Here is a 24,691-nt window from a genome sequence, read left to right on the forward strand (position 1 = left end):
GAGTTCTGCGTTGTATAGCAAATGGAATATCGTTATGCAAGATAAAACACAACGCATTTCGAAATTTTGACGTATACATTTTCAAGGAGATTAAAATCCCTCCGCACACCCCTTCCGTCCTACCCCATAATTCGTATTCCGCCAGGGACCTTCGCTTGATTCCCAAACAAGCATATAGTATAGGTATCGCATTCCCGGGGGTGCCTAACCCCATTAAATCAGGAGGTATTTCACCCATGAGCCCACGCAAGGAAATCAAGAACAAACTCCAGGGGGAGTCTCTGGTTCGCAAGAGCCTGATGAAAAACAGGAAACCCGTGCCGACCATCCGCCTGGTGCCGGATCTGCACGTGGTCAAGATCGGCGGCCACGGCACCATCGATTACGGCCGGGACGTGGTGTTGCCATTGATGGAGGAGATCGGGGAACTGTCGCAGAAATACAAGATGCTCATTGTTACCGGCGGCGGAGTGCGGGTACGCCACATCCTGGACATCGGCATCGACCTGGGCATGCCCACGGGCGTGCTGGCCGAACTGGCTGCCAAAATCAGTGAACAGAACGCCGAAATGGTAGCCCTGCTGCTTTCCAAATGGGGCGGGTCCCGCATTCACAGCAGCGATCTGCTTGAACTGCCAACCCTGCTGCGGTTGGGCACCCTGCCCGTCACTCATGGCACTCCACCCTACGGGCTGTTTGAGCATCCGCCCGGAACAGGGCTGATACCGCCCCATCGCACCGACACCGGAGCCTTCTTGATGGCCGAGGTGCTCGGCGCTCAAAGCTGCATTCTGTTGAAAAACGTCGATGGCCTTTATACCGAGAACCCCCATGTCAATCCCAAAGCGGAACTCATCGAGGAGGCCACGGCCGACGAACTGATCGCCATGGACCTGGAGGACATGGCCTTCGAACGGAAATTGTTGTATCTGCTGCGGGATGCAGCCACACTCAAGGAACTGCGCGTCATCAACGGCCACAAACCGGGCAACCTCGAAAAAGCCATTCGCGGCGAGCGGGTGGGAACCCTGATCAAAGCCTGAAGCGGACTTGCTTCCCGCCAACCGTCGGGGTAAAATAAAATCGTATCTACCGCTATTGGAGAGCGGTACACCCTAGCGAGGAGGTTGGTTATGAGCGGCAAGATCTTTTATCGGGAACGGCAAAAAATGACGGACGGCGCCAAGCAACCGCGTTACATTATCGTGGCCATTGCGAACGCCGACCTCAAGGTTTACGGCAAACACCTGCGGATGAGTGAATTGAAGGCCATTGCCGAGGGTATCGGCGCAGAAATGGTGGCATTGCCGCGAGGGCCGAAACACGCAGAAGATGAAGATTAACCCTTGGCTGAACCATATTTAAACTGCAAGAACGACCCTGGAGCCAGGCTCCAGGGTCGTTTTGCATGGTCTGCCAAAACCACCTCAGCGAATGATGAAGTTCAGTTCGACGGATAGGGGTTCTTCGGGCATCTCGTGGGCGGGACCGGGGAAGCGGGGAAAAGGCGCGGCCTGTTTTACGGCACGCAGGGCCGCGCCATCCAGCAGACTGGAACCGGAGCTGCGTGCCAGTTGCGGCTCGCCGATCAGGCGGCCATCGGCAGTGAGCCGAAAGGTCACCAAAGCCACACCCTGGGTACGGCGCTGTTCCGCCAGCTTGGGATAACGCTTGGCCGCTTCGATGCGCGCCCGTACCGCGGCCAGATACCCCTGCAGGCCTGAGCCGCTCTGTCCCTGTCCACGACCTCCGACCCGCCCCCCCGCGGTCGCACCATCCGGGCTGCCGGCGGCACTACCGCCGCCTTCGACACCGCCAACCCCCGTACCTGCCGCCGGCTTTCCCTCCGGAGTACCGGGAGGCACTGCGGCGACGGCCGTGGTGACCGGACCTTCCGGCTCTTCCGGCGCCGCGATAATGGGCCGGGCCGGAACAGGTTGTGGCGCTGCCGGCCGCTCAACCGGCCTGGGAACCGGCTTGGGAGGAGGAGTGACCACGCTTGCCGGCTTGGGTTTGGGCGGAGCCGGCTCCGGCGCCGGGGGTGCCGGTGCTTCCTGCTTGGGCGGCGGAGGCGGCGGAAGAATCTGCTCGAGATCGACCTCGATGCGCTGCAGAATGCGGCCGGGCCGGGTCAGGACATCGCCCAGGGCCAGCACCAGCATGGCGTGCAACACGAGGGAAATGCCGAATATCGCCAGGTCCTGGCGGCCGTTCATGGCGTCGGCACCTCCTGCTCGGTGGCCACCACGATGCGCGCCGCCCCGGCCAGCTTGGCCTGTTCCATGACCGACACCACCTGCTGCAGGTGAACTTCCCGGTCGCCCCGCAGCACGATGGTCGTATCCCTCCCCATGAGATCACGCAGACGCGGCCCCAACTCCGTCATGGACAGGCGCTGCCCCTCGACAAAAAGATCGCCTTCCGCCGTCACCACTACGGCCAGTTCATCGCGTTCGCGATCCACGGCGCTGGCGGCAGTCGGCAGGCGCACCCCGATGCCGTCCTCTTCGATGAACTGGGTCGTCAGGAGGAAAAAGATCAGCAACAAAAACACAATGTCGATCAGGGGAGTCAGGTTGAGCACCGTCCCCTGGGAACGCACCGGGATATCCATCAGCCGTTCTCCTGCCCGGCCAGGGGCGATTTTGGAACGGGGGCGAGACGGGCCACGCTGGCACTGCCGAGACAGCCGGCATCCTCCAGGGCATCCAGCAACAGGCCGGTTTCCTCTTTGAGATTGTCGACGGCCTGATGCACCTTGCCCTGCAGAAAGTTGTGCAGGACCATGGCGGGGATGGCCACGCCCAGGCCCAGTGCGGTGGTCAGCATAGCCTCCCAGATGCCGCCGGCCAAGACTGAGGCATTGACCTTGCCGCCCAGATGCTGGATGGCCTGGAAAGCCTTGATCATGCCGGTGACGGTGCCAAACAGACCGAGCAGCGGCGCGACATTGCTGATCAGGAACAGGGTCGGCAGAAAGCGTTCCAAAACGCGAATCTCACGAGCGCCAACGTGGCTGATGGTCTTTTCCAACTCGGCGCGGGTGGCCGGACGGCGCCCTTCCCGCAAGCGCGCCAGCACTTCCACCACGGCCATGAACATGGGGTGGGTTTCTCCGGCCACTTCTTCGGCCGCCTTGGCGTAATCCCCCTCAAGGGCTCTTTTACGTAACCGGTGCATGGCACGGGCATCGCGGATGCGCAGGCACCGATAGGTCCAAACCCGATCCAGTACGATGAACAGGGCAACCACGGAAGTCCCGACAATGATGAGGCCGACGGGGCCGGCCTTGTCCATGAAAGAAATCCAACTCTGCATGAGATGCCATTCCTGTCCGCCGCTGGAAGGGATACGTCCAGCAGCCAAATATTACTGATAAAAGAGGTGAACTGCTCGAGCCAAGGCCGGACCTCAGCCCGCGGCAGCCTGACACAGGAACGAATCCGGCGTCCAGCGTCGAAAGCGGCAGTTGTAGCAGGAACGGGCCTCATCCGTGACCCATTCCTCCTCCACATCCTCCCGGAACGCCGGACAGTCCGATGCCGCCTGCACTGCGGCTTGGAAATCCTCCCGGCCATGACGAAACAGCTTCCGTCCCTGTTCAACAATGTCCCACATGCGTGCCTCCCTGCTCAGTATTTCTTCAGTTCCCGCCGACAGCTGGTCTTCCAGCGCGCCGGTCCCGCATCCGTCAAAGGGGACACCATCAGGAAGGGCTTGCCGTCCAGATAGACGGCCTTGGGCTTTTCTCCGACTGCGACCAGGTCGTTTTCCTCCAACAGGTCTCCGGCCATACTGCGTACCCCACCCAGCTGGAATTGCTCAACAATATCCGCCACCCGGGCCATGCCGTCACGAGTCGGAATTTCCAGCCAGCCCTTGATGCGGCCGTCATTGCCGCTCATGCGCAGGCCGATGCCGGCCAGGGCACCGATGACCCCGTGCCCGGTGCCGCCGTGCTCAGAAAGATAAATGCCTTGAGCGGCGGCCAGGTCATAGGCGTCCTGTTTGCGCAAAACCTCCCGCTTGGCCCGCCGGCCGAAGTCGACCAACAGCGCTGTATCGGAAAGGGTGTCCGGAACGGCGACGGCCAGCCCCGGGTCCGAACCCTCGGCGCTTTCCTCCACGAGAAAGGCCTTGGCGCGCTCCACCAGAGCCGGCAGATACTGTTCGCCGATCTCGGCGGCAAAACACATGGAACTGTTATGGGAGGTATAGGGCACATCCGGATGCACCAGCAACTGATGGCGGGTGACGAATTCACTGCGCCCCCAATTTCGCTCTTCAATCTCGGTGGCCAGTTGTTCGGCCAGATCGCCGGTACCACGTGATTCCAAATTGTCCGTGTCGTCGATGCAGATCAGTACTTTCATGGGAACTCCCCGGCGACCGCTGGCCGCCCTTTACTGAGGTTGGCAGGTTAACAGTTAGACGATGACCCCATAAGCCCGCAGCCGTCGCAATACCACCGGCAGCAGCAGCCCGGCCAGCAGACCGAACAGGGCCGCGCCGGCACCTTCGATAAGCGAAAGCTGAAGGTTGACGGTTGCGTCCATGCCGATCAGAAAATTCCTGGCGTAATCGCTAAAAAACTTGGAGAAACCGGCCAGGGCGCCGGTCAATCCGCTCCAGACAGGATGCCGAAATCGTCCCGGCAGCAGCAGGGCCAGGCCGTCGATCACCGCCGCCACCAGGAAATACTGCAACAACACCATGGGGCCCTGCTTGGCGAACCCCACGAACATGGCGGCGCTGCCCGCCAGCAGCCCGGCAAAAATAGCCGCAAACGGATAGGATACGCTGCCTCGGGCCAGCATGAGAAAAAACACCGTGGGCAGCATGGAGCGTCCGCTGATCCTGAGCTTGATGCGGAAGAAAACTCTGACCAGCACCGCAAACAAAGCGCAGAAGCCGATAAACAGGGCGTCTTTCAGGGACAGGTGCGGTAATTGCCAACGGGGCTTGAAGATCCGGCGTGCCATGGTATTGGTTCCTTGTTCAGAATGGTGCAACATCCACTGATTGGCGTGTTGTAGGGATAGTCGACCTGCCGACTACTCCCCGGGCCAGCAGGTCCGCCGGGGAAACCGTTCAAAACCGCGCGCCCTGGCCGCCAACGCGATATGGCCGGCCAGCGCCATGCCCTGCACCACGGCCGGAACGACGACGCAATGCAGCAGATCGGCCCAATGCCAGGGACGCACCAAGTCACGTGGCAGAATGCGGGCCCCGCGCAACACCTGGCCTTCGTAGATATTCTTGATTTCGCCCAGCAACCGGGGAATGAACCTCATGCAGGTGCTCAGTACGAAGGCGGCCCGTCCCGGCATGACCCGGGTCAACACCCTGACGATACCCGACTGGGATGCGGTTCGGGCAAAAACCATCCCCGGCAGCAGAGCCAGGAACAGCTGCCAGGACACCTTGAAGCCCAGCCACAATCCGGCCATGGTGCGAAAACGAAACAGATGCAGCCCCAGAATGATCGCTGTCTGCCAGGCGAAAGTCCGCATTTCCCGCCGCAGGGACAAGGGTCCCCGGTGCAGCCAGAAAATGGCTACGGCGTTGATGCCGGTAAGCAGCAGCAACAGTTCCACCCTGCGGGCCAGAAAAGCCAGACAGGACAACACCATGACGACAATCATCCGCCGCCCGATGCCGTCATCCCGCGTCCCGCCCTGGGCCAATCGACCTTGGGCGGCAGGCATGCGGCTGCCCATCGTCGAGAACGGATCAGGCGGCGACAAGCCGACCCCCTTCCAGGCGCAGGACGCGATGGGCCCAGGGATACTCCAGGTCCGGCTCGTGGCTGGTCCAAATCAACGCCATGTTGTGATGGTCACTCCAACGCACCAACAACTCCAGAACCTCCTGGCTGCGATAGCCGTCCAGCCCGGCCAGAGGATCGTCCAGCAGCAAAAGCTCCGGTCCGGGGGCCAACACCGCTGCCAGCGCCACCAGGTGCTTTTGACCGTAACTCAGCTTATGGGGTGAAGCCTCAGCCAGATCTTCGATGCCGAAACCCTGCAGGACTTGTGAGACCCGTTCCGCAATGGTCGAGCGCGCCAGTCCAAGTCGCTTGAGGGCGAAAGAGATCTCCTCGCGCACGGTATTTTCGAACAGCTGGCTTTGCGGGTTCTGAAACAGCAGGCCGACCCGACCCCGCAAACGTCCCGGCTCGGGCAGTCCGTCCAGAATGGAGACCTGTCCGCCGCTGGGAGCCAGAAAACCGAGCAGGCAGCGCAGCAACGTGGTCTTGCCGGTACCATTGAGGCCGGTGACCACCATACGTTCGCCGCGTCGCAGTTCCAGGCCCACCCCCGACCAAACATCCTGGCCGTCGGCGCCCTGAAACGCCAGATCCTCGGCATGCAGCAAGGCTTCGGAAAGCCCCGCGCAGGACGGCACCGACCAGGAACCCGACGGGACCGCCGTACCGGTCCAGCGCCCCGGTTGCAGGCGGCCGTCACCGGTCAGCTGCCAGAACTCATCGATGACCGCCAACAGGGGTTCCGGGCGATGCTCGCACAGCAGCACGGCGATCCCGGCAGCCTTCAAACGCTCCAGCAAGCCCCGCAACTGCAACAGGCCTTCAGGATCAAGCTGGGCACCCGGCTCGTCGAGAATCAGCAGGCGCGCTTCCATGACCAGGTGCGCCGCTATCAGCACCCGGTATTTCTGCCCCATGGACAATTTATCGACAGGGAAGTCATGGGCTTTGGCCAGGCCGACGGCCGTCAGTGCCGCACTCACCCGCTCGGGCATGGCGGCCGGTTCCACGCCCAGATTTTCCAAGCCGAAGGCCACCTCGGCACCAACCGTGGAGGCCAGCAACTGCACATCCGGATCCTGCAGCACCAGGCCCACGGGCATGGCAGCGCTTGCAACGGCGGGGGCGAACTCCAGTTCGCCCCCGCCGTCTCCATCCGGAGCCAGTCCGCTCAGGATCCGCGCCAGGGTGGTCTTGCCCGATCCGGTGGGCCCGGTCAGGCAATAACAGCATCCCGGCGCTATTTCCAGGTCGACGTCCTTCAGCACCTGCTCTGCTGCGTCCGGATAACGGAAGGAAGCCTTCCGCATCCGGAGCAGCGGAGCCTGTTCATCAAGCTGCATGCACTAAAACTTCCAGTTGACACCACCATAGATCATGCGGCCGGCCTGGGGCAGGCCGTAGCTTTGCTCGTAGTTGGCATCCAGAAGATTGTTGATGCCGAAATACAGGTCCAGGGCGCCCCCTGCGGCCGCCTTGTTGATGCGCCAGTCGACCAACAGGTATTCCGGATAACGCCGCTGTGGCAGGTTTCCAGTACGTGCATTATAGTAAGTGTTGGCCACCCACCTGGCGGAGCCATAGGTCGACAATCCCCACCAGGGAAGACGATAGGAAGCCTCGAGGGTCGCAGAGTGTCGAGGACGGTTTTGCAGGATGGGCCGGGTGCTGCCGGGCGACGCGTCTTCGGTATCGAGATAATCGTAACTGGCGCGCATCCACAGACCGTCGAAGTACGTGTTTTCCACCGCTACTTCGACCCCCGTGAATTCGTATTTGTCGTTATTGATGACAATGTCGAAACCCTCTGGACGCTCGATGAAATCTTCCGCCTCGGCATAAAAACCGGTTACCGAGAACAGAGTGCGACCGGGCAACTGCTGCTCGACGCCGCCTTCAAAGTGCCAGGTCACCTCGGGCTTGAGATCCGGATTGCCACGCTGCGGATCATACAGATCCCGCAGAGTGGGGAAGCGTACCTTGCGGGAGTGGGAGAATTTGAGCCGGGTAGGCTCGAAGAGTTGGTAGGTCAGACCGACCAGGTAACTGGTATCGTCGGTGGTTTTCTCCGAGCGATCCTGCCAGTGATGACCGACGCCGAGAACCACTCCGAGCTTCGGCAGGGGCGAAACTTCGTATTCGAGATTGACCGAGTAAAGCTGGAAATCCCAATTGCCGTTTACATCGGTACGCACGTTGCCGTTGCCGACCTCAAATCCCTTGACCCTATAATCATTGTTTTCCAGCATGAATCCCAAAGTCGCTGCGCCATAGCGCTCCGCATCATAGCGGCCCTGCAGATTGAAACCAGAAATCTCGGACTGGTGGTCGTAGCGATAGGCCCGGTTCAGAGCCAGAGTGTTGTAATTGAAGTTGTCGTAATTGCTTTCCAAAACGTCCAGGCTATTGAAGTAGCCCCAGCCCTTGACACTCAACGGACCCGAAAAATCATGGCTGAACGCCAACTGGGCGGAAAAGTTTTCGGCATCGTCCTCCCGCTCGAAACGCTGCCGTTGCTGGGCATAGGGATCGGCATTCCCGAATATTGTAAATGGAGGCTTACCACGCTCGCCCTGCATGTAGCTCAGGGTGACGCCCAGCAACGTCGCATCGGAAGGCGAGTAGCCGACATTGGCGAACAGGTTGTGACGCCGCCGGTCACTGTTGCGCCGCTCGCGGTCCGGCTGATCTGCGGTAGTGGAGAACTTGTGAGAAAGCAGGAAATAATCCTGCTCAAAGGTGCTGCCGCTCAAAAAGACGTCAAATTTATCCGACCCGTAACCAGCGGTACCACGAAACAGGTGCATGTTGCCTTCACCCAACTCCCCACCGATGGAGCCGCCCAGTCCTTTGGTGGCCTTTTTGGTGATGATGTTGATGACCCCGGCATTGCCGCCTGGTCCGTAAAGGGTTGAGCCGCCCCCGGTCGTTACCCTGATTTCAGCAATATTTTCCACGGAGATCAACGCCGGATCGAACTGCCCGTCATAGGTGGCATTGAAGGGAGTGCCGTTGAGCAGCAGTCGGACATGCCGGGTACGCAAACCCCGGATATCGATGCGCGGCGTCCCATCACCGCCGACGCGTACCTGCACCCCGGGAACCAGATAGAGAGCCTGATCCAGGGTACGGGCGCCACGCTCCTCGATCTGCGCGGCGGTCACGATGTGGGTCGTTCCGACCTTCTCGACGCCCTGTTCCGCGCCGGACACAACGACTTCGCCCAAGTGGTAGATCCCATCGTCAGCCGCCATCGCCTGCCCGCCGGCGGTGCCGGCCAGCAAAAGCAAGGGCAACCCCCAACCGAGCCACTTTTTTCCCTTCATTGATACCTCCGTCAATTCGAAAATTAATCCAGACAAACACAAACAAACGCCGTTTGTTACGGCATATTTTTTCGAATATAACGAAGACCGGAATCCGATGTCAAATTTTTTATATAACGAAGAACCATATATACATAACGCACGGCCTGGCCATGTTCAATAATTTCGCGGATGGCACTACGCAGGTTCGCAAAAAAGGAAACTGTGCGGATAAAGGAAGATGGTACGAAAAGCGGTCGACATGGGAATCTGATAAAATGTGCTAAGGGGAAGTCTCCGCCATCACCGACTGACAGAAATCACTGTCTGCTATGGATTTGCACGGAAAGGAATGATCATGAAACGGAAATCGTTCAGCAAACTTGCCCTGCTGCTCTGCGCCTGGCTGCTGCTGGGCACCGCGTGCCTGGGGCGGGGGCCTTCGCCGGGCGCCCTGCTGCGGCAGGATTTCACCACCATGGACAACGCGGAACTGGTGCAATATTACCAGTCCCTCAATGACGCCATCGCCGGACAGCGCGGCGGCCGGACCGGGTTCGGTCTGGGCGTGGGGGTGGGGGTCGGCAGCGGCTCTGTGGCCGTCGGGGCCAGCCAGGGTATCCGCCTCGACGATCCCACGGATGCCCTGCGGGCGCGACGCAACCAGGTACGGTTGGAACTCGACCGGCGCGGCCTGACACCCCCGGACGCAGGGGGTGCCGTTCCGTGACGGTGCCGGGCGAGACGGCAGAGTGGCGGCAACATGAAGGCGGGATGCTGCCCTGCAGCGAGCCACAGCCCTGAGCAAAATCGGTCAGCGCAAGCCGAAGCGACGCTGCACGTCCTCCGGCGCCGGATCGTAGTGGGAAAATTCCATGGTGAAGGTGCCGCGACCGGCGGTGCTGCTGCGCAGTTCGGTCATGTAGTCGAACATTTCCGACAAGGGCACCGTGGCGCGAATCACCTCGATGTCGGGCCGGGTTTCCAGGCCTTCCACCCGACCGCGCTTTTGCGGCAGGGAGCCGATGACGCGCCCGGCGGCCTCGGCCGGCACCAACAACTCCAGGGCCATGACCGGCTCCAGCAACACCGGCTTGGCCTGCACGACGGCCAGGGACAGACAGCGTTGCGCCGCCGCGCGCACACCGACCTCGGTGGTCATGCCCGGCTCGAAGGGGGCCGCCGGCACCCGGACCTCGACATCCGTCAGGGGATAGCCGCTGCCGGCTCCGGCGGCGCAGGCCCGGGACAGGCTTTCGGCCAGGGCGGTCCGCAATTCCGGGGGCAGGCTCCCCGCCTCGGCCTCCGGCAACTGCAGGCGCACCCCGGAACCGCGTGGCAACGGTTGCAGGCGCAGGCCGATTTCCCCATGCTGGATGCGGCCATCGGCTTCGCGATGGAATACCTCCCGGTGGTCGGCCGCTTCCAGTACCGTTTCGCAATAAACCACCTGCGGCCGCCCGGTCTGCACTTCGACCCCGAATTCGCGCCGTAACCGGTCGACGATAATTTCCAGATGCAGCTGTCCCATGCCGGCCAGGATGGTCTGGCCGGTCTCCCGATCTTCGCGCACCCGGAAGGTCGGGTCCTCCCATTGCAGCTTCTCCAGGGCCGCGGGCAATCGTTCGCGATCCTCGATCCGACGCGGTTCCACGGCCAGGGACACCACCGGGTCAGGCACGGTCAGGCCGGACAACACCAGGGGCAGCTCGGCCCGGCACAGGGTATCCCCGGTCAGGGCGTGCTTGAGGCCGACGGCGGCAACGATATCGCCGGCCACCGCCTCATCGATGCGCTCTCGACGGTGGGCATGCATGCGGAACAGCCGGGCCAATTTTTCCGGTACGCCGCGACTGCCATTGAAGAGTTCGTCGCCGATGCGCAGGGTGCCGGAATAGACGCGCAGGTAAGTCAGCTTGCGGCCCTCGTCGGAGAGCACCTTGAAGGCCAGGGCGCAGAGGGGCCCGCGCGGTTCGCAGGGTAACACCAGGGGCTCTGCTGCCGCTTCGCCCAGGCGCTGCGCCGGAACCGGCGGCACCTCCAGAGGGGACGGCAGATAGTCGACAATGGCGTCCAGCAGGGGCTGCATGCCCTTGTTGCGCAGGGCTGAACCAAGCAGTACCGGACAGAGTTGGCAGGCCAGCACGCCGCGTCGCAGGGCGCTACGCAGGCGTTCCGAGGAGACCGGCCGGCTGTCGAGAAAATCAGCCAGAATGGTCTCGTCGAAATCGGCCGCCGCCTCCACCACCCGCTCCCGCGCCAGGCGTACCTCCTCCTCAAGTTCCGCGGGTACCGGACCGACGGCCACGGTCGCCCCCAGATCCTGCTCGACAAAGGTCAGCAGCCGTTCCTCCAGCACATCGATAACCCCGGAAAAAGCCGCCTCGCGCCCGACGGGAATCTGCAGCAGCACCGGCCGGGCCGCCAATCGCCGGGCCATCTGCTCCAGCACCCGCTCAGGGTCGGCGCCGATCCGATCGAGCTTGTTGATCAGACAGATGCGCGGCACCCGGTAGCGATCCGCCTGGCGCCACACCGATTCGCTTTGGGACTGAACCCCCTCGACAGCGCTGAAGATGACCACCGCCCCGTCCAGCACCCGCAGGGAACGCTCCACCTCGATGGTGAAATCGATATGGCCCGGCGTATCGACCAGATTGATCCAGGCTTCCCGCCAGCGGCAGGTGGTGGTGGTGGCGGTAATGGTGATGCCGCGCTCCTGCTCCTGCTCCATCCAGTCCATGATGGCCGTACCGTCGTGCACCTCGCCCAGTTTGTGGCTTTCGCCGGTGTAGTAGAGCAGGCGTTCGGAGACGGTCGTCTTGCCGGCATCGATATGGGAGATGATGCCGATATTGCGGATGGCTTGCAGCTCAGGCTTGCTCATGACACCTCAAAAAACTCTTTAAATGGGACGGGACCGGCCTGTCCCCGATCCGTTTCAGACGGCCAACTCCTGCCGCAGCAGGCTCAACTGGGTGAGATCGAGACCGTTGTATTCAAAATATTCCCGCTCCAGTTCCTCGACATAGAAGCGGTCGAGCCCGCTGTTGCTTAAAAAGTCTTCGCGCAAGGCCATATCGCGACCGGCGACGATGCGCGGCAACAGGTTGTGCAGATACATCTCCTCCATCTGCAGATTCTGCACCACGCGTCGAAACAGCTTTTCCAGGGACTTACGCTCGGCCTCGCCGGACAGCCCCAACTCCCGGGCCACTTCGCGCAGCAGTTGGTCACGCTCGACGGCCGTTTGGTAGCGGGCGTAAAAATGCCGCACCCGCTCCTTGGTCAACTGCAGCATGCGGTTGTAAAGCTGTTCCAGGCGCGAAAGATCGTTGAGGCGCTGCAACAGCCCCTGCAGGGTCATCCGGCCCTGTTCGATGCTGGTCAGGCCCTGGCGCAGACAGATCAGTTTTTGGCGGCCGAACTGGCCCAGATAGCGGTTTTGCAGGATGCGGTCGAAGAACAGTTCGTCGAACAGTTTGGGGCCGAGCAGATCGAAGGCCTTCTTGTTGTTCAGCAAACTGCGCACCAATTCTTCCGTAAAGCGCACCTTGTCCATGAAGGCCAGTTGGCTGATGTGTTCCGAACAGCTGTCGTAGCGATCGAAGTAGGTGATGATCCAGGAAAAATTCTCGACCAAAAAGACGTCCCCGCCATCCCGCGCCTGTTCGTCGCAGGTCTTGGCGGTTTCCAGCAGCATCTGTTCGAAGGCATAGTCCCGGCTCTCCGCCGCCCGCCGTTTGGCGTGCAGCAGCTTGATCAGATCATCACCATCGACGCGGGCGTCAATCTGCCGTTCATGGAGAAACAGCCCTTCCAGAATCTGACGGGTCTCCGCCAGGCTGTCCGGCTCGGCCCCTCCGGCCAAATCATCCGGTTTGAGAACTTCGTCCATGGCGGAAAACAGGGCTGAGGGAATCTTGCTGCGCACCGACAGGGTTTTGAGACGGGTCAGGCGCGCATGCTGGCCCTTGTCCATGCGGCCGCGGCGCTTGCAGTCAATGAGGATGCTCTGGTATTCGTCGACGATGCGCCGGTTGTCCGGATGCTTGTACATGACGTCGATGCGAATCCGTTCCTGCTGGTAGGCGTCCAGGCCCAGGGCACCGGCAAGCTCTACCAATTCGGCATATTCGGCATCCGGTATCGCCCGGTGGGCCAGGTACAGTTCCCGAAATGCATCCCGATATTGCTGATGGCGCCGATCGATAAGCTTGATCAGGTACAGGGAGGTACGGTGTCCCAGCAGCGGCAGCAGTTCATCGATAATCCGGGCATCGTCGCCGTCGCCGACATGGGGACTGCGTTTCAGCTCTTTGCCGGCCAATTGAAGAATTTCCGCCTGTTGGGTTCGCAGGGGTCCGGTCACGGAACCGAACAGGAAAAAGAAATAATTATGGACGGCGTTACCTTCCAGGAAGATGCGCTCATAGCTCTCCTCGCCCGCGGTGCCGTCGGCAAACATCAGGGAGCCGTCCTCCCGACTGGTGGCCCCGAACATCACCAGACGATTGCGCACCTCGCTCTTGACCAGATCGGCCAGAGGCTGCTCGACGCCGAACATATATTCGCAGAAGGAGCCGCCGTTACCGCGATGGGTCAGCTTGGCGGCATCGAGAATCAGTTCGTTGCCCGGCGCAAACAGGCGCAGACCGCCTCCCGCATATTCGTAGAAGGTACCGCGAAAGGCATCGAGCGCAGCGATGGTGACGTAATACTCGATGTGGGGATTGATCTGCCCGTGCAGGCGAATTTCCTGATGCTTCATAATCCCATCCGGGGGGAAAATCCCTTAAAGGCTCAATCCCGGCTCCGAAAAAGCATGGGCCGAGAGCGGCTCGAGGCAACGGGCGGCATGGCTGCAGGTGACGTTCTGGCCGTCGTAGGCCAGTTCCACACCCGCCGGCAGAGCGCGGCTGTCCCGGCCATGTTCGACCTCGTGGCAGAGATGGGTCAACAGGGTTCGTCGCGCCCCCAACTGACGGGCCGCCGCGACAGCTTGGTCGATACTGAAATGGGTCGGATGGGAGCGAAAACGCAACCCGTCCAGCACCAGCACATCCAGATCCTGCAACAGGGCCCGGGAAGCCTCCGGGATGGCGCTGCAATCGGTCAGGTAGGCGAAGGGGCCGAACCGATAGCCCCAAGCCTCGCCGTCCCCATGCTGCAGGGGCACGGGAGTTATGGCCAAACCGAACAGTGTGAAGGGCCCACCCAAGGCCCAGGCTTGCAGCATGGGCCGGGAGGCGGGGTTGGCCTCCCCGTTGAAAATATAGCGGAAGGTACGTCGCAACTGGCCGATGGTTTTGGGTGAGCCGTAGATGGGAATGGCCTGCCGGGTACGCATGGTAAAGCTTCGCAGGTCGTCAATACCGTGCACATGGTCGGCATGGGCATGGGTGTAGAGCACGGCATCGACTCCGGTCACCTTCTCACGGAGCATCTGACAGCGCAGATCCGGGGGCGTATCGATGAGCAGGGAGTGTCCTCCCCACCGGAGCAGAGCGCTGCAGCGGGTGCGCCGGTTGCGCGCATCCGTGGAACGGCACACCTCGCAGTCGCACCCCAGCATGGGCACACCGGTGCTGGTACCGGTGCCGAGCAACGTGAAATGCAAGGTTTGCCGGCTCATGCTTTCCGCTTTCTCCCGGGCATTGCCCATTTTATGGTTATAGTATCGCAACATAGCATTTTTATTGAGGGTCAGGCAACTGCTTCGAAGACGATGCGCTGCTCGCCAAAAGGCCATGGGCCCCTATTTCTGGTCCCAACACCATTGCCCAATCGGCACCATGAAGCCCCGGGCAAAAATCAGGGTTGCAATTATCTGAAAAATTGCATATATAGAAATTTACATATTGTGAACCGCTGAAGCCACCCGCACCCAGCCGGTCAACCGGCGGTTCATGCCCCTTCAGCCCGAACCAAGGAGGATTTTCATGGCTGACCAGCAACGTATCGTCGTCATTGGCGGGTCCGCAGCCGGACCCAAGGCTGCAGCGCGAGCCAAGCGTCTTGCCCCCCATGCCGAAGTCACCATCATCCAGAAGGCCCCGGAGATGTCCATGGCCTCCTGCGGCTACCCCTACTTTGTCGGCGGCTTCTTCAACAACCGCAATGCCCTGCTCAGCACGCCTTACGGCGAGGTGCGCGATGCCGACTTCTTCCTGAACACGAAGGATATACGGGCCCGCACTGAAACGGAAGTGACGGCCATCGACCGGGCGGAACGCAAGGTACGCTGCCGCGACCTGCGCAGCGGCGCGGAAGACGAGCTGTCCTACGACAAACTGATTATCGCCACCGGCGCCCGGGCCCGCAAACCGCCCTTGCCGGGCATGGAGCTGGACGGCGTCACGACACTGCAGTCCATGCGCGATGCGGATTTCCTGCGCCGCATTCGCGATGAAGGCAACATTAAAAAAGCGGTGGTCATCGGCGGCGGCCTCATCGGCATCGAAACCTGCGAAGCCCTGCAGCTGTCAGGCATCGACATTACCGTCATCGAAATGCTGCCGCAAATCCTCATGTTCCTCGACTGGGAGCTGGCCAAGGTTCTGGAAAACCACGTCCACAGCAAGGCCGCCAACGTCATCACCGACGTCAAACTGGCCGGTTTTGTCGGTGAAGGCGGCAAACTGAAAGCGGTGCGGCTGGAGAACGGCACTGAATTGCCCTGCGAACTGGCGGTACTGGCCATCGGCGTGATTCCCAACACCGATCTGGCCCAGGGCGCAGGCCTCGAGATCGGCACCACCGGCGGCATCCTGGTGGATGAGTACATGCAGACCTCCGACCCCCACATCTACGCGGTGGGGGACTGCGTCGAGCTGGTGCACCGCATCACCGGAAAAAAAACCCGGGCCCCCTTCGGCGATCTGGCCAACCTGGAAGGCCGCGTAGCCGGGGAGAACGCCGTGCTGGGCAACAACGCCACCTTCCCGGGCACCATCCACACCGGCATCTGCAAGGTGTTCGATTTCAACGCCGGCTCCACCGGTCTGTCGGAAAGCCGCGCCCGCCAGGAGGGTTACGCGAACGTCGTTACGGTGGTCAACGCCAGCCTCGACAAGCCGGAATTCATGGGCGCCAAACTGCTCATTTCCAAGATGGTGGTGGACGGTGACAGCGGCCGGCTGCTGGGTGTGCAGTGCGTCGGGCCGGGCGACGTCGGCAAACAGATCGCCACCGGCGCCATGGCCATCCTTGGCCGGCTTACCGTAGCCGACTTGGTCAACGCGGATCTGCCTTACGCGCCGCCCTTCTCCCTGGCCATCGACCATTTCATTGCCACCGCCCACCTGATGGAAAACAAGCTCAAGGGCCGTCTCAACGGCGTCAATCCCCTGGACTTCAAGCAACGACTGGATGCAGGCGCCAAGCCCTTCATCCTCGATGTTCGCACCCCGGAGGAGTACGACGCCATGCGTCTCGGCATCGGTGAAACGCTGATTCCCCTCGGCGACCTGCGGCAACGCCTCGGCGACCTGCCCGGCGACCAGGGCCGGGAAATCGTCTGCTACTGCAAGATTTCCCTGCGGGGTTACGAGGCGGCCCTGGTGCTGCAGGCCGCCGGTTGGAACAACGTCAAGGTACTGGAAGGCGGGGTCATGGCCTGGCCTTTCCGGCGGGAAAAATGACGCACCACTTGACACCGCAGCTCGGCAAAGCCCTCTTTCGAATCGCAGGGCTTGCCGGGCCTGCGGTGGCGCAGCCATGTATACGAAATCGAAAGGCATTGATTTCATCGGATTTTTTAGTTACGGTTATGTCTGTTTCGATACAACGATTTACTCACCACCCGTAACGCAACTTGCCGCCCTCAAGGAGGATTCTGCCGATGATCCAAGTTGTCGAAAACCCCATCCGCCCGGAAGAAACCTATGCCCAACTGGCCAACAGCACCGCCGGCTCGGTGCTGCTGCATTATGCCGTGGTCAAGGAAACGCCGCACAACCAGGCGGGAATCGCCGGGGTCGAATATCGACGCGCCGGCGACATGGAAGCCGAACTCGCGGAAATCGCTGAAAACCTCAAAAGTCTCTGGCAGTTGGAGGATGTGTTGCTGATTCGCCGGGTCGGCTGCCTGAAAACCGGCGAGATCATCTCCCTGGTGGCGGCTTCCTCCCCCAACAGCGAAGACGTCTTCGCCGCCTGCCGGCATGGCATCAGCTGTCTGAAGAAAATGAAAACGGTAGCCAAAAAGGAACGTTGTGAGGCCTGAGACATGCGCAGGATAATGAGACGATTCACCCTTACCATGCTCCTGTTGTTGGCCCTGGTTCCCGGCAGTTGGGCCAAGGATGTACCCCTGCAAAACCGCATTGCCGAACTGGAAGCTCGCATCGGGGCCTATGTCCCCGATCCGCAATACCGGGATGACGTCTTCGGCCTGATCGTGGTCAAGGAGGCCATCACCAGCCTCAAGGCCGGGTCGGGCGGCATCGGCGCCTGTCTGGTCGATGCCGCCACCGGGGAGGTGGTCGAAAGAGGCCGGAACCGGCAATACGACCCCTATTTCCGCAGTGACCTGCATGCCGAAATGGACCTGCTCAATCGGTACGAAGACCGTTTGCGAAAGCAGGGCGGCGGCAACTCAGTCAACGACCCGCGGCGCTGCGACAACCTGGTGCTCTTCACCTCCACCGAACCCTGTCCCATGTGCCTGACCCGTATCATCAATTCAGGCATTCAACGCATGTACTATCTCAATCCCGATCCCCATGGCGGCATGGTGGCCCGACAGGAACAATTGCCGCCTTTCTGGCGGGACTTTGCCGCCGGTCGCGATTTCCGCCAAGCCGAATGCTCACCGGAATTGTTGAAGATCGCCGCCGATCTGTTTCACCATTCGATGCGAAACTTTACCAAAAAATAGGGTCCTTTCCGGCAGGACCCATGGATTCCATCCGTTTTCCCCATCCTCAGCGTTTCTGATAGGTGCCCACCAGCTGCGCCTGACCCAGAATATGGCCGACCATGGCGTCTTCCAGTTGCGCCTTGGTCGGCCGCTTCAGTCCGTCGAGAACGATATCGAGGGCATAGAGCTTGTGAAAATAGCGATGCCGCCCGATGGGCGGGCAAGGCCCGCCGTAGCCGGTTTTTTGCCAGTCGTTCAGACCTTCTCCGGTGCCGGGCGGCAGTTTATCGACCCCCTCGGACAGGCCGGAGACAGCGGGCGACAAGTTGAACAGCACCCAGTGCACCCAGGTCATCTTCGGCGCCCGGGGATCGGGGGCGTCGGGATCATCGACGATGAGCACCAGGCTCTTGGCGCCGGGGGGAATCCCCGCCCAGGACAGGGGCGGCGAAATATTTTCACCCTGGCAGGTATAGCGAACCGGAATTGCGCCGCCATCGGCAAATGCGGTCGAGCGGATTTCCATGGCCATAATGGTCTCCTTTCCCACAAGATTCAGGAGCATGAACAGGCATGCCGTTGCGAACACCCTGATGTTCACCGTTGCCTCCCTCGCTGATGATTTGGACCTTTTACAATCGACCTTCCTTCCCTTCTAACACAAGCGCCAGGGTCTGCAATCCATCTCAACCATGCAGGCCGGATATCCGCCCCAAACCGCCTGGGGAAGAACATGTTTCGGGCCCACCTCGGACTAAAATTAAATTTCGCCAAAATATAACGAGAAGCCTTGTGCTTCTTTGTTGGCTGATTTATATTTAATGTGTCAATTTTCAGTGGAACCATGCATGGTGTTGGACGACTATTTTAACCTTTATGGAGGGCAGCCATGGAAAACAACCAAGAAACCGCCATCACTCAGGACAGCGTTGACCAGGAATCCAGAAATATGGCCCTGTTGATCTGGATCGGCACCATCTTCTTCGGCTTCATCCCCGGCCTGATCTTCTATCTCATCAAAAAAGACAACCCTTACATACTGGACCAGGCCAAGGAAGCCCTGAATTGGTCCATCACCTCTTTGATTGCCTGGGTTGCCGGAACCATCCTGGCCTTCATTCTGATTGGCTTTCTGGTCTATTTTGCCGTGGCCATCTGCCACCTGATATTCTGCATCATGGGCGCCGTCAAATGCTCCGAAGGCAAGGAATACCGGGTGCCGTTCACATTGCGCCTGATCAAATAGCCGGCCCCTGCCACCGACCTGACAACGAACGCCTTTTCCCTATGGGAAATGGCTTCTCCCTTCGCCCCTGTGCGGAAAAATCCGCCGGGGGCGAACCTTTATCCATCGTTTCGATTCCGAAGCATTGCCAACCCCGCGCCCTTTTCAGATGTTGCCCGGCGCCCCATTGCCAAGCGCACCAATGCTGATTACAATCGTGGACATTGTTTTCGTTCTCGGCCTTGCACCCTTACAGAAAAGGATTTCCTTATGAATATCGTCGTTTTGGCCATGCCTCCCCTGCAGCAGGCCACCCCCTGCCTGATTATACCTGTATGGCAGACCGCCTGCGAAACGCCCCTGCTCAAGGAACTGGATACGCGTCTCGCAGGGGACCTGTCACTGGCCCTGCAGACTGGGGCTTTCATGGGCCGGTCCGGAGAAAAACTGCTGCTGCATGCGGGCCGGCGCCTGCCGGCGGAGCGGGTCCTGTTGGTGGGCCTGGGCGAGGCCAAACCGGCCGGCGAAGCCCTGCGCAAGGGCGCGGCGCTGGCCGTGGCGGTATTGAGGGAACAGCGTCTGACTGATTGTTGCCTGGTGGTACCGGAAACCGCGCCCGAGGAAACCGGCGATGCGGCGCGGGCGCTGGCGGAGGGGCTGTTGCTGGCCGATTACCGTTTTGATCGCTTTCTCACCGAAAATCTCGACCGCCTGCCGCCAACCCTCAAGGAGGTCGGGTTGCTGATTGCCGAAACCGGCCGACAGGACGCCGCCACAGAAGGAGCCCGGCGCGCGCAGATAGTCTGCCGGAGTGTCACCATGGCCCGCGATTTGGTCAACCAGCCGGGCAACATCAAATCCCCCGAATACATGGCGACTCAAGCCGCCGAGATGGCGACTGCAGCGGGCTTGAAATGTATGGTGCTCGACCGGGCGCAACTTAAAACCGAAGGCTGCGGTGCGCTGCTGGCCGTGGGCCAGGGCAGCGTGCGGGAGCCGCGACTGATCGTGTTGGAATATCTCGGCGGCAATCCGGGCGAAAAGCCTCTGGCGTTGGTCGGCAAGGCGGTGGTGTTCGATTCCGGCGGCCTCTCCCTCAAGCCGGGCGAAAAGATGGACGAAATGAAGAGCGACATGGCCGGGGGCGCCGCGGTATTGGGCACCATGGCGGCCGCCGCCGGCCTGAAACTGCCGGTGAATCTGATCGGCATCATTCCGGCGGTGGAAAACCTGCCCTCCGGCACCGCCTACCGACCGGGCGACATCCTCACCTCCCTGTCCGGCAAAACCATAGAAGTGCTCAACACCGATGCCGAAGGCCGGCTGATTCTGGCCGACGCCCTGACCTACGCGGCACGCTTCGCGCCCCGGGCCGTCATCGATCTGGCAACCCTGACCGGCGCCTGCATCATCGCCTTGGGTAACCACACCACGGCGGTCCTCGGCACCGACCAGGCTCTCATCGACAGGTTGCGCCAGGCCGGGGAAGAGACCGGCGAGCGCCTCTGGCAGTTGCCCCTGTGGGAGGAATACGACGAGCAAATCAAAAGTGAGGTGGCGGACGTCAAGAATACCGGCGGCCGCCCGGCGGGCACCATCACCGCCGCCGCCTTCCTGCGCAAATTCGTGCCGGAGGGTTGCCCATGGGCCCATCTGGATATCGCCGGACCCTCCTGGGAGGAAAAGGGCGGAGGTTACCTGCCCCTGGGGGCGACGGGGGTTGGAGTGCGGTTGTTGATCCGTTATCTGGAAGCGGGTGGTTAGTTGGCATTGCGGTAACCATACAGCGTCGTGGAGCAGGGTCTCGCGCCGCCCACCCCAAGGGCCTCATGAACCCATCCATGGGGCTTGACGGTTGCCATCCGGGCGTCAGACACCCTTGGGGAGGGCGCCCCGAGCCCCTGTCTTGAACAGTTGCTCATCGCACTTTCCAGAATTTATTCCGGGCTTCCTCGAAAAAATTTGATCCTGTCCATTTGCGCATCCTGCACCTCTGTGCTATCTGGTTGAATGTTGCCGTCCGAAGGGTCGGATGGCCGGCCAACCCGGCACAGGCCGGGCCGTGGCACCCGATGGGGACCTGGGGGCGCCGCGCAAAACGGAATTCGCATCAGGTCCTGGAGTCTCGTCCCTGGAGCGGAAGGAGTAGGCAGGCATGATGGAAGGCACGGTAAAATGGTTCAATGACAGCAAAGGTTATGGTTTCATTACTCAGGACAACGGTCCGGACGTCTTCGTCCACTATTCGGCCATCCAGGCGGACGGCTTCCGCTCCCTGGCGGAAGGCCAGCGGGTCCGTTTCGAGGTCGTGACGGGCCAGAAAGGACCGCAGGCGACCAACGTCGCCAAGCTGTAGTTCGGCGCTGCGCAGCCGAACCGGACGGCGATCCTCGACTTTTCAAAGCTCCGCGTGCCGGTACGCGGAGCTTTTTTGTGCCCGCAACCCCCCTTCTTCAGCGGTTTTTCCGCCCTGCAGCTTGACTTTCCAAGGGGGTGTTGCTAATGTCGGCAGTTGGCGTAAATCGGGACAAAGGTGCGGCACAGCCTCCTTGTCCCTTCAGAAAGGAACCCTGCATTTCATGACCGATCCGACCGCTATCCCGGAGAGCCTGCTCCCGCGCGGCGTCAAGGACTTTCTGCCGGCCAAGGCCGCCAAGATCGCTTACCTGAAACACACCCTGGAAGAGGTTTTTTCCCGTTGGGCCTTTCGCCCCATCCTGCCCCCTTCCCTGGAATATCTGGAGGTGCTGGAACGAGGCCTGGGCGAAGGACTGCGGCATCGCACCTTTCGTTTTGACGACCGCCAGAACGGCCAACTGGTTGCCATTACCCCGGACATGACGCCCCAGGTGGCCCGCATCGTTGCCACCCGCATGAACAAGGCACCCCTGCCCCTGCGCCTGTGCTATAGCGGCCGGGTGTTGCGGCACACGGAACAGCAGGCCGGCAAGGACCGGGAAATCTATCAGTCGGGGGTGGAGCTCATTGGACTGGCAAGCCCGGAAGCCGACGCCGAAATGGTGGCCATGGCCATCGAAGGCCTGCAAGCCTTGGGTGCCGGTGAATTCACCATCGACATCGGCCAGGTGGAATTTTTCCGCGGTGTCATGGCCGACCTGCCCCTGAACCACGCCCAGGCCCGAGCGGTCCAGGACGCCATTGCCCGCAAGGACAGCTCGACTCTTGCCAATCTGCTGGCCGAACTGGCCATCAGCGACGCCAGCCGCCGCGAGGTCATGGCCCTGCCGCGGCTGTTCGGCGGCCGCGAAGTGCTGGATCGGGCGGCGGCCATCGTCGCCAACGACCGCTCCCGGCGGGCCCTGGAAAACCTGCACGACATTCTCAAGGTCCTCGAGGTGTACGGCGTCGAGGAGCATGTCACCTTTGATTTGGGCGAACTGCGCGGCCTCGATTACCATACCGGTGTGACTTTCCAGGGCTTTCTCAGCGGTCTGGGTGCGGCGGTCTGCTCGGGAGGACGCTATGACAACCTGACCGCCCGCTACGGATATCCGGCGCCGGCAACCGGGTTCGCCTTCAATCTGCTGCACCTGCTCACGGCCCTGGATCGCGAATTGGAGCAACGGGCCGTATCCCATATCGATGTGCTGATCCTGCAAAGCGGACCGGACAAGCGCTGTGCCCAGTGCCTGGCCCGCGCCCTGCGCGAACAGGGACTCTCCGCCGCCCGCGACATGCTGGAGCGGCCCCTGGCGGACAGCCTGGCCTATGCCCGGAAGATGCATTATCGCTGGCTGCTGGTTGTAGCCGGCGAGGATCAGCCGGTCCGGGCGATACGGACCACCGACGGCGTCGAGCAGGAGACTTCCTACCAGGCGGTCTCTGTCGGCGATTTCCGCCTGTAATTTCGATCAGGAGACATACCAAGATGGCAAACGTAGTAATCGTGGGGGCCCAATGGGGCGATGAAGGCAAAGGCAAGGTCGTTGACCTGTACACCGAATATGCCAACGACGTGGTGCGCTTTCAGGGCGGCAACAATGCCGGTCACACCCTGGTGGTCGGCGACGAAACCACCGTTCTGCACCTGATCCCTTCGGGCATCCTGCACAGCGGCAAACGTTGCGTCATCGGCAACGGCGTGGTCATCGACCCCAAGGTGTTCCTCGAAGAGATCCACGAATTGAAAAAAAAGGGCTACCTGACGGACGATCGACAACTGGTGGTCGACGGCAACGCCCACATCATCATGCCCTACCACAAGGCCATCGACATCGCCCGGGAACAAAAATCCGGCGCCCGACGCATCGGCACTACCGGCCGCGGCATCGGACCCACCTATGAGGACAAGGTGGCACGTCGCGGCATCCGCGTCATGGACCTGATCCATCCTCGGAATTTTGCCCGCAAGGTCCGTGAATTCCTGCCGGAGAAGAATTTCTACCTGGAAAAATATCTGGGTGTGCCGCCCCTGGACGAACAGGTTATTCTGGATGAATACAACGCCTACGCCAGGGAGATGGAAAAGTACGTCGGCCGCGCCTCGACCCTGCTCAACGACAGCATCAAGGCAGGTCGCAACATTCTCTTCGAAGGCGCCCAGGGCACCCTGCTGGACATCGATCACGGCACCTATCCGTACGTGACCTCGTCGTCCACGGTAGCCGGCGGCGCCTGCACCGGTGCCGGCGTCGGCCCGCGCTTCATCGACGAAGTCATCGGCATCGTCAAGGCCTATACCACCCGGGTGGGCGAAGGGCCCTTCCCGACGGAATTGCATGACGAAATGGGGGAAACCCTGCGCCGCATCGGACACGAGTTCGGCGCCACCACCGGGCGGCCGCGCCGCACCGGCTGGTTTGACGCCGTGGCCCTGCGCGAAGCCGTACAGGTCAGCGGCATGACCGGACTGGCCGTAACCAAGATGGATGTGCTCAACGACCTCGATACCATTTTCATCTGCACCGCCTATACATATCAGGGTCAGTTGCTCGAGGAGTTCCCGCAGGATCCCGAGGTGCTGCAGGAATGCAAGCCGGTCTACGAGCAAGTGGACGGCTGGAAAACCGATCTCGGCGCAGCCACCTCTTTTGAGGAACTGCCGGCCAAGGCCCGGGCCTATCTGGCCAAGCTGGAGGAGGTCACGGGCTGCCCGGTGGTGCTGGTATCCATCGGCCCGCGTCGCGACCAAACCATCCAGGTGAAAAATCCGTTTGACAAATGCCGGCGGATCGGTTAGAAAAGCACGCACCGGCTGAGAACGCCAACAAAAGCCAACCCCGAAAAAAAAATAGCAAAAAAGGGTTGACTGAGCGAAGCGAATCCAGTATAAAGTGCTCTCCGTCACGGAGACAGTGAGCCGCTAGCTCAGCTGGTAGAGCATCTGACTTTTAATCAGATGGTCGTTGGTTCGATTCCAACGCGGCTCACCATTAAGTCCCTATCGTCTAGCCCGGCCTAGGACACCGGCCTTTCACGCCGGCGACGGGGGTTCGAATCCCCCTGGGGACGCCACATGTCAACAGCCCATCATCTCACCGGTGATGGGCTGTTTTCGTTTCATTTCA

Annotated in this window: 24 protein-coding genes and 2 tRNA genes; 13 read left to right on the forward strand and 13 right to left on the reverse strand. The window is 61.1% G+C overall.

Annotated features, from left to right (window positions below; all coding sequences use genetic code 11):
* Positions 1-236: 236 nt before the first annotated feature.
* Entirely contained in the window at positions 237-1,043 is an 807-nt protein-coding gene (locus tag JQN68_RS04255) for an amino acid kinase family protein (protein WP_225073306.1), read from the forward strand.
* Between the two features lie 90 nt (positions 1,044-1,133).
* Complete coding sequence (locus JQN68_RS04260) at positions 1,134-1,343, forward strand: hypothetical protein (RefSeq protein WP_225073307.1); 210 nt, start codon at positions 1,134-1,136, stop codon at positions 1,341-1,343.
* An 84-nt stretch (positions 1,344-1,427) separates the two neighbouring features.
* On the opposite strand, the gene JQN68_RS04265 is transcribed toward JQN68_RS04260, so the two are convergent.
* From JQN68_RS04265 to JQN68_RS04305, 9 genes are all read right to left on the reverse strand, one after another.
* Entirely contained in the window at positions 1,428-2,216 is a 789-nt protein-coding gene (locus tag JQN68_RS04265; RefSeq protein WP_225073308.1) for an energy transducer TonB, read from the reverse strand.
* Complete coding sequence (locus JQN68_RS04270; protein ID WP_225073309.1) at positions 2,213-2,614, reverse strand: ExbD/TolR family protein; 402 nt, start codon at positions 2,612-2,614, stop codon at positions 2,213-2,215. The genes JQN68_RS04265 and JQN68_RS04270 overlap by 4 nt, the downstream gene beginning before the upstream one ends.
* On the reverse strand, positions 2,614-3,318 hold the full coding sequence (locus JQN68_RS04275; RefSeq protein ID WP_249621026.1) for a MotA/TolQ/ExbB proton channel family protein: 705 nt from the start codon (positions 3,316-3,318) through the stop codon (positions 2,614-2,616). The genes JQN68_RS04270 and JQN68_RS04275 overlap by 1 nt, the downstream gene beginning before the upstream one ends.
* Before the next feature lie 93 nt (positions 3,319-3,411).
* Positions 3,412-3,618: a hypothetical protein gene (locus JQN68_RS04280; protein WP_225073311.1), complete on the reverse strand. Its 207-nt coding sequence runs from the start codon at positions 3,616-3,618 to the stop codon at positions 3,412-3,414.
* 14 nt (positions 3,619-3,632) lie between these two features.
* Entirely contained in the window at positions 3,633-4,373 is a 741-nt protein-coding gene (locus tag JQN68_RS04285) for a hypothetical protein (protein WP_225073312.1), read from the reverse strand.
* Between the two features lie 54 nt (positions 4,374-4,427).
* Entirely contained in the window at positions 4,428-4,982 is a 555-nt protein-coding gene (locus JQN68_RS04290) for a hypothetical protein (RefSeq protein WP_225073313.1), read from the reverse strand.
* A 72-nt stretch (positions 4,983-5,054) separates the two neighbouring features.
* Positions 5,055-5,747, reverse strand: coding sequence for an energy-coupling factor transporter transmembrane component T family protein (locus JQN68_RS04295; RefSeq protein ID WP_225073314.1), 693 nt, complete (start codon positions 5,745-5,747; stop codon positions 5,055-5,057).
* On the reverse strand, positions 5,734-7,113 hold the full coding sequence (locus JQN68_RS04300) for an ABC transporter ATP-binding protein (RefSeq protein WP_225073315.1): 1,380 nt from the start codon (positions 7,111-7,113) through the stop codon (positions 5,734-5,736). Before JQN68_RS04300 ends, JQN68_RS04295 begins: the two co-directional genes overlap by 14 nt.
* Before the next feature lie 3 nt (positions 7,114-7,116).
* Complete coding sequence (locus JQN68_RS04305; RefSeq protein ID WP_225073316.1) at positions 7,117-9,096, reverse strand: TonB-dependent receptor plug domain-containing protein; 1,980 nt, start codon at positions 9,094-9,096, stop codon at positions 7,117-7,119.
* Between the two features lie 337 nt (positions 9,097-9,433).
* Between JQN68_RS04305 and JQN68_RS04310 the strand changes: the two genes are divergently transcribed.
* Positions 9,434-9,805, forward strand: coding sequence for a hypothetical protein (locus JQN68_RS04310; RefSeq protein ID WP_225073317.1), 372 nt, complete (start codon positions 9,434-9,436; stop codon positions 9,803-9,805).
* An 84-nt stretch (positions 9,806-9,889) separates the two neighbouring features.
* Here JQN68_RS04310 and fusA read toward each other — a convergent pair whose 3' ends face one another.
* Genes fusA through JQN68_RS04325 form a run of 3 tightly spaced genes read right to left on the reverse strand, consistent with a single transcriptional unit; the run spans position 9,890 to position 14,710 of the window.
* Entirely contained in the window at positions 9,890-11,962 is a 2,073-nt protein-coding gene (fusA, locus tag JQN68_RS04315) for an elongation factor G (RefSeq protein WP_225073318.1), read from the reverse strand.
* Positions 11,963-12,016: 54 nt separating this feature from the next.
* A complete protein-coding gene (locus JQN68_RS04320; RefSeq protein ID WP_225073319.1) occupies positions 12,017-13,846 on the reverse strand; it encodes a TIGR04442 family protein in 1,830 nt (609 codons plus the stop codon).
* Between the two features lie 24 nt (positions 13,847-13,870).
* Positions 13,871-14,710, reverse strand: coding sequence for a GPMC system MBL fold metallohydrolase (locus tag JQN68_RS04325; protein WP_225073320.1), 840 nt, complete (start codon positions 14,708-14,710; stop codon positions 13,871-13,873).
* Between the two features lie 307 nt (positions 14,711-15,017).
* On the opposite strand from JQN68_RS04325, the gene JQN68_RS04330 reads away from it, so the two are divergent.
* The 3 genes from JQN68_RS04330 to JQN68_RS04340 all read left to right on the forward strand — a co-directional run bounded on the left by JQN68_RS04330 (position 15,018) and on the right by JQN68_RS04340 (position 17,956).
* Positions 15,018-16,718, forward strand: coding sequence for an FAD-dependent oxidoreductase (locus JQN68_RS04330; RefSeq protein WP_225073321.1), 1,701 nt, complete (start codon positions 15,018-15,020; stop codon positions 16,716-16,718).
* A gap of 200 nt (positions 16,719-16,918) precedes the next feature.
* Entirely contained in the window at positions 16,919-17,302 is a 384-nt protein-coding gene (locus tag JQN68_RS04335) for a molybdenum cofactor biosynthesis protein MoaE (protein WP_225073322.1), read from the forward strand.
* Positions 17,303-17,317: 15 nt separating this feature from the next.
* Positions 17,318-17,956 carry a nucleoside deaminase gene (locus JQN68_RS04340; protein WP_225073323.1) on the forward strand — a complete coding sequence of 213 codons (639 nt, stop codon included), beginning with the start codon at positions 17,318-17,320 and terminating at the stop codon, positions 17,954-17,956.
* 46 nt (positions 17,957-18,002) lie between these two features.
* Here the strand turns inward: JQN68_RS04340 and JQN68_RS04345 are convergent, their stop codons facing one another.
* Positions 18,003-18,470, reverse strand: a complete 468-nt coding sequence (locus JQN68_RS04345) for a YbhB/YbcL family Raf kinase inhibitor-like protein (protein WP_225073324.1) — start codon at positions 18,468-18,470, stop codon at positions 18,003-18,005.
* 357 nt (positions 18,471-18,827) lie between these two features.
* Here JQN68_RS04345 and JQN68_RS04350 point away from each other — a divergent pair, with 357 nt between their 5' ends.
* The 7 genes from JQN68_RS04350 (at position 18,828) to JQN68_RS04380 (ending at position 24,638) form a co-directional block, all read left to right on the forward strand.
* Positions 18,828-19,184, forward strand: coding sequence for a DUF4870 domain-containing protein (locus JQN68_RS04350; protein ID WP_225073325.1), 357 nt, complete (start codon positions 18,828-18,830; stop codon positions 19,182-19,184).
* Between the two features lie 249 nt (positions 19,185-19,433).
* The gene (locus JQN68_RS04355) at positions 19,434-20,927 is read left to right on the forward strand and encodes a leucyl aminopeptidase (RefSeq protein WP_225073326.1); all 1,494 of its coding nucleotides are present in this window, start codon (positions 19,434-19,436) and stop codon (positions 20,925-20,927) included.
* 391 nt (positions 20,928-21,318) lie between these two features.
* A complete protein-coding gene (locus JQN68_RS04360; protein ID WP_225073327.1) occupies positions 21,319-21,519 on the forward strand; it encodes a cold-shock protein in 201 nt (66 codons plus the stop codon).
* Between the two features lie 223 nt (positions 21,520-21,742).
* Complete coding sequence (locus JQN68_RS04365) at positions 21,743-23,029, forward strand: ATP phosphoribosyltransferase regulatory subunit (protein ID WP_225073328.1); 1,287 nt, start codon at positions 21,743-21,745, stop codon at positions 23,027-23,029.
* A gap of 23 nt (positions 23,030-23,052) precedes the next feature.
* Positions 23,053-24,363, forward strand: coding sequence for an adenylosuccinate synthase (locus JQN68_RS04370; RefSeq protein WP_225073329.1), 1,311 nt, complete (start codon positions 23,053-23,055; stop codon positions 24,361-24,363).
* Between the two features lie 117 nt (positions 24,364-24,480).
* A tRNA-Lys gene (locus tag JQN68_RS04375) sits at positions 24,481-24,556 on the forward strand.
* Between the two features lie 4 nt (positions 24,557-24,560).
* Positions 24,561-24,638: transfer RNA gene (locus tag JQN68_RS04380), tRNA-Glu, on the forward strand.
* The last annotated feature ends 53 nt before the right edge of the window (positions 24,639-24,691 follow it).

The organism is Desulfuromonas sp. CSMB_57 (genome assembly GCF_020194955.2).
GTDB lineage: Bacteria > Desulfobacterota > Desulfuromonadia > Desulfuromonadales > Syntrophotaleaceae > JAFCIY02.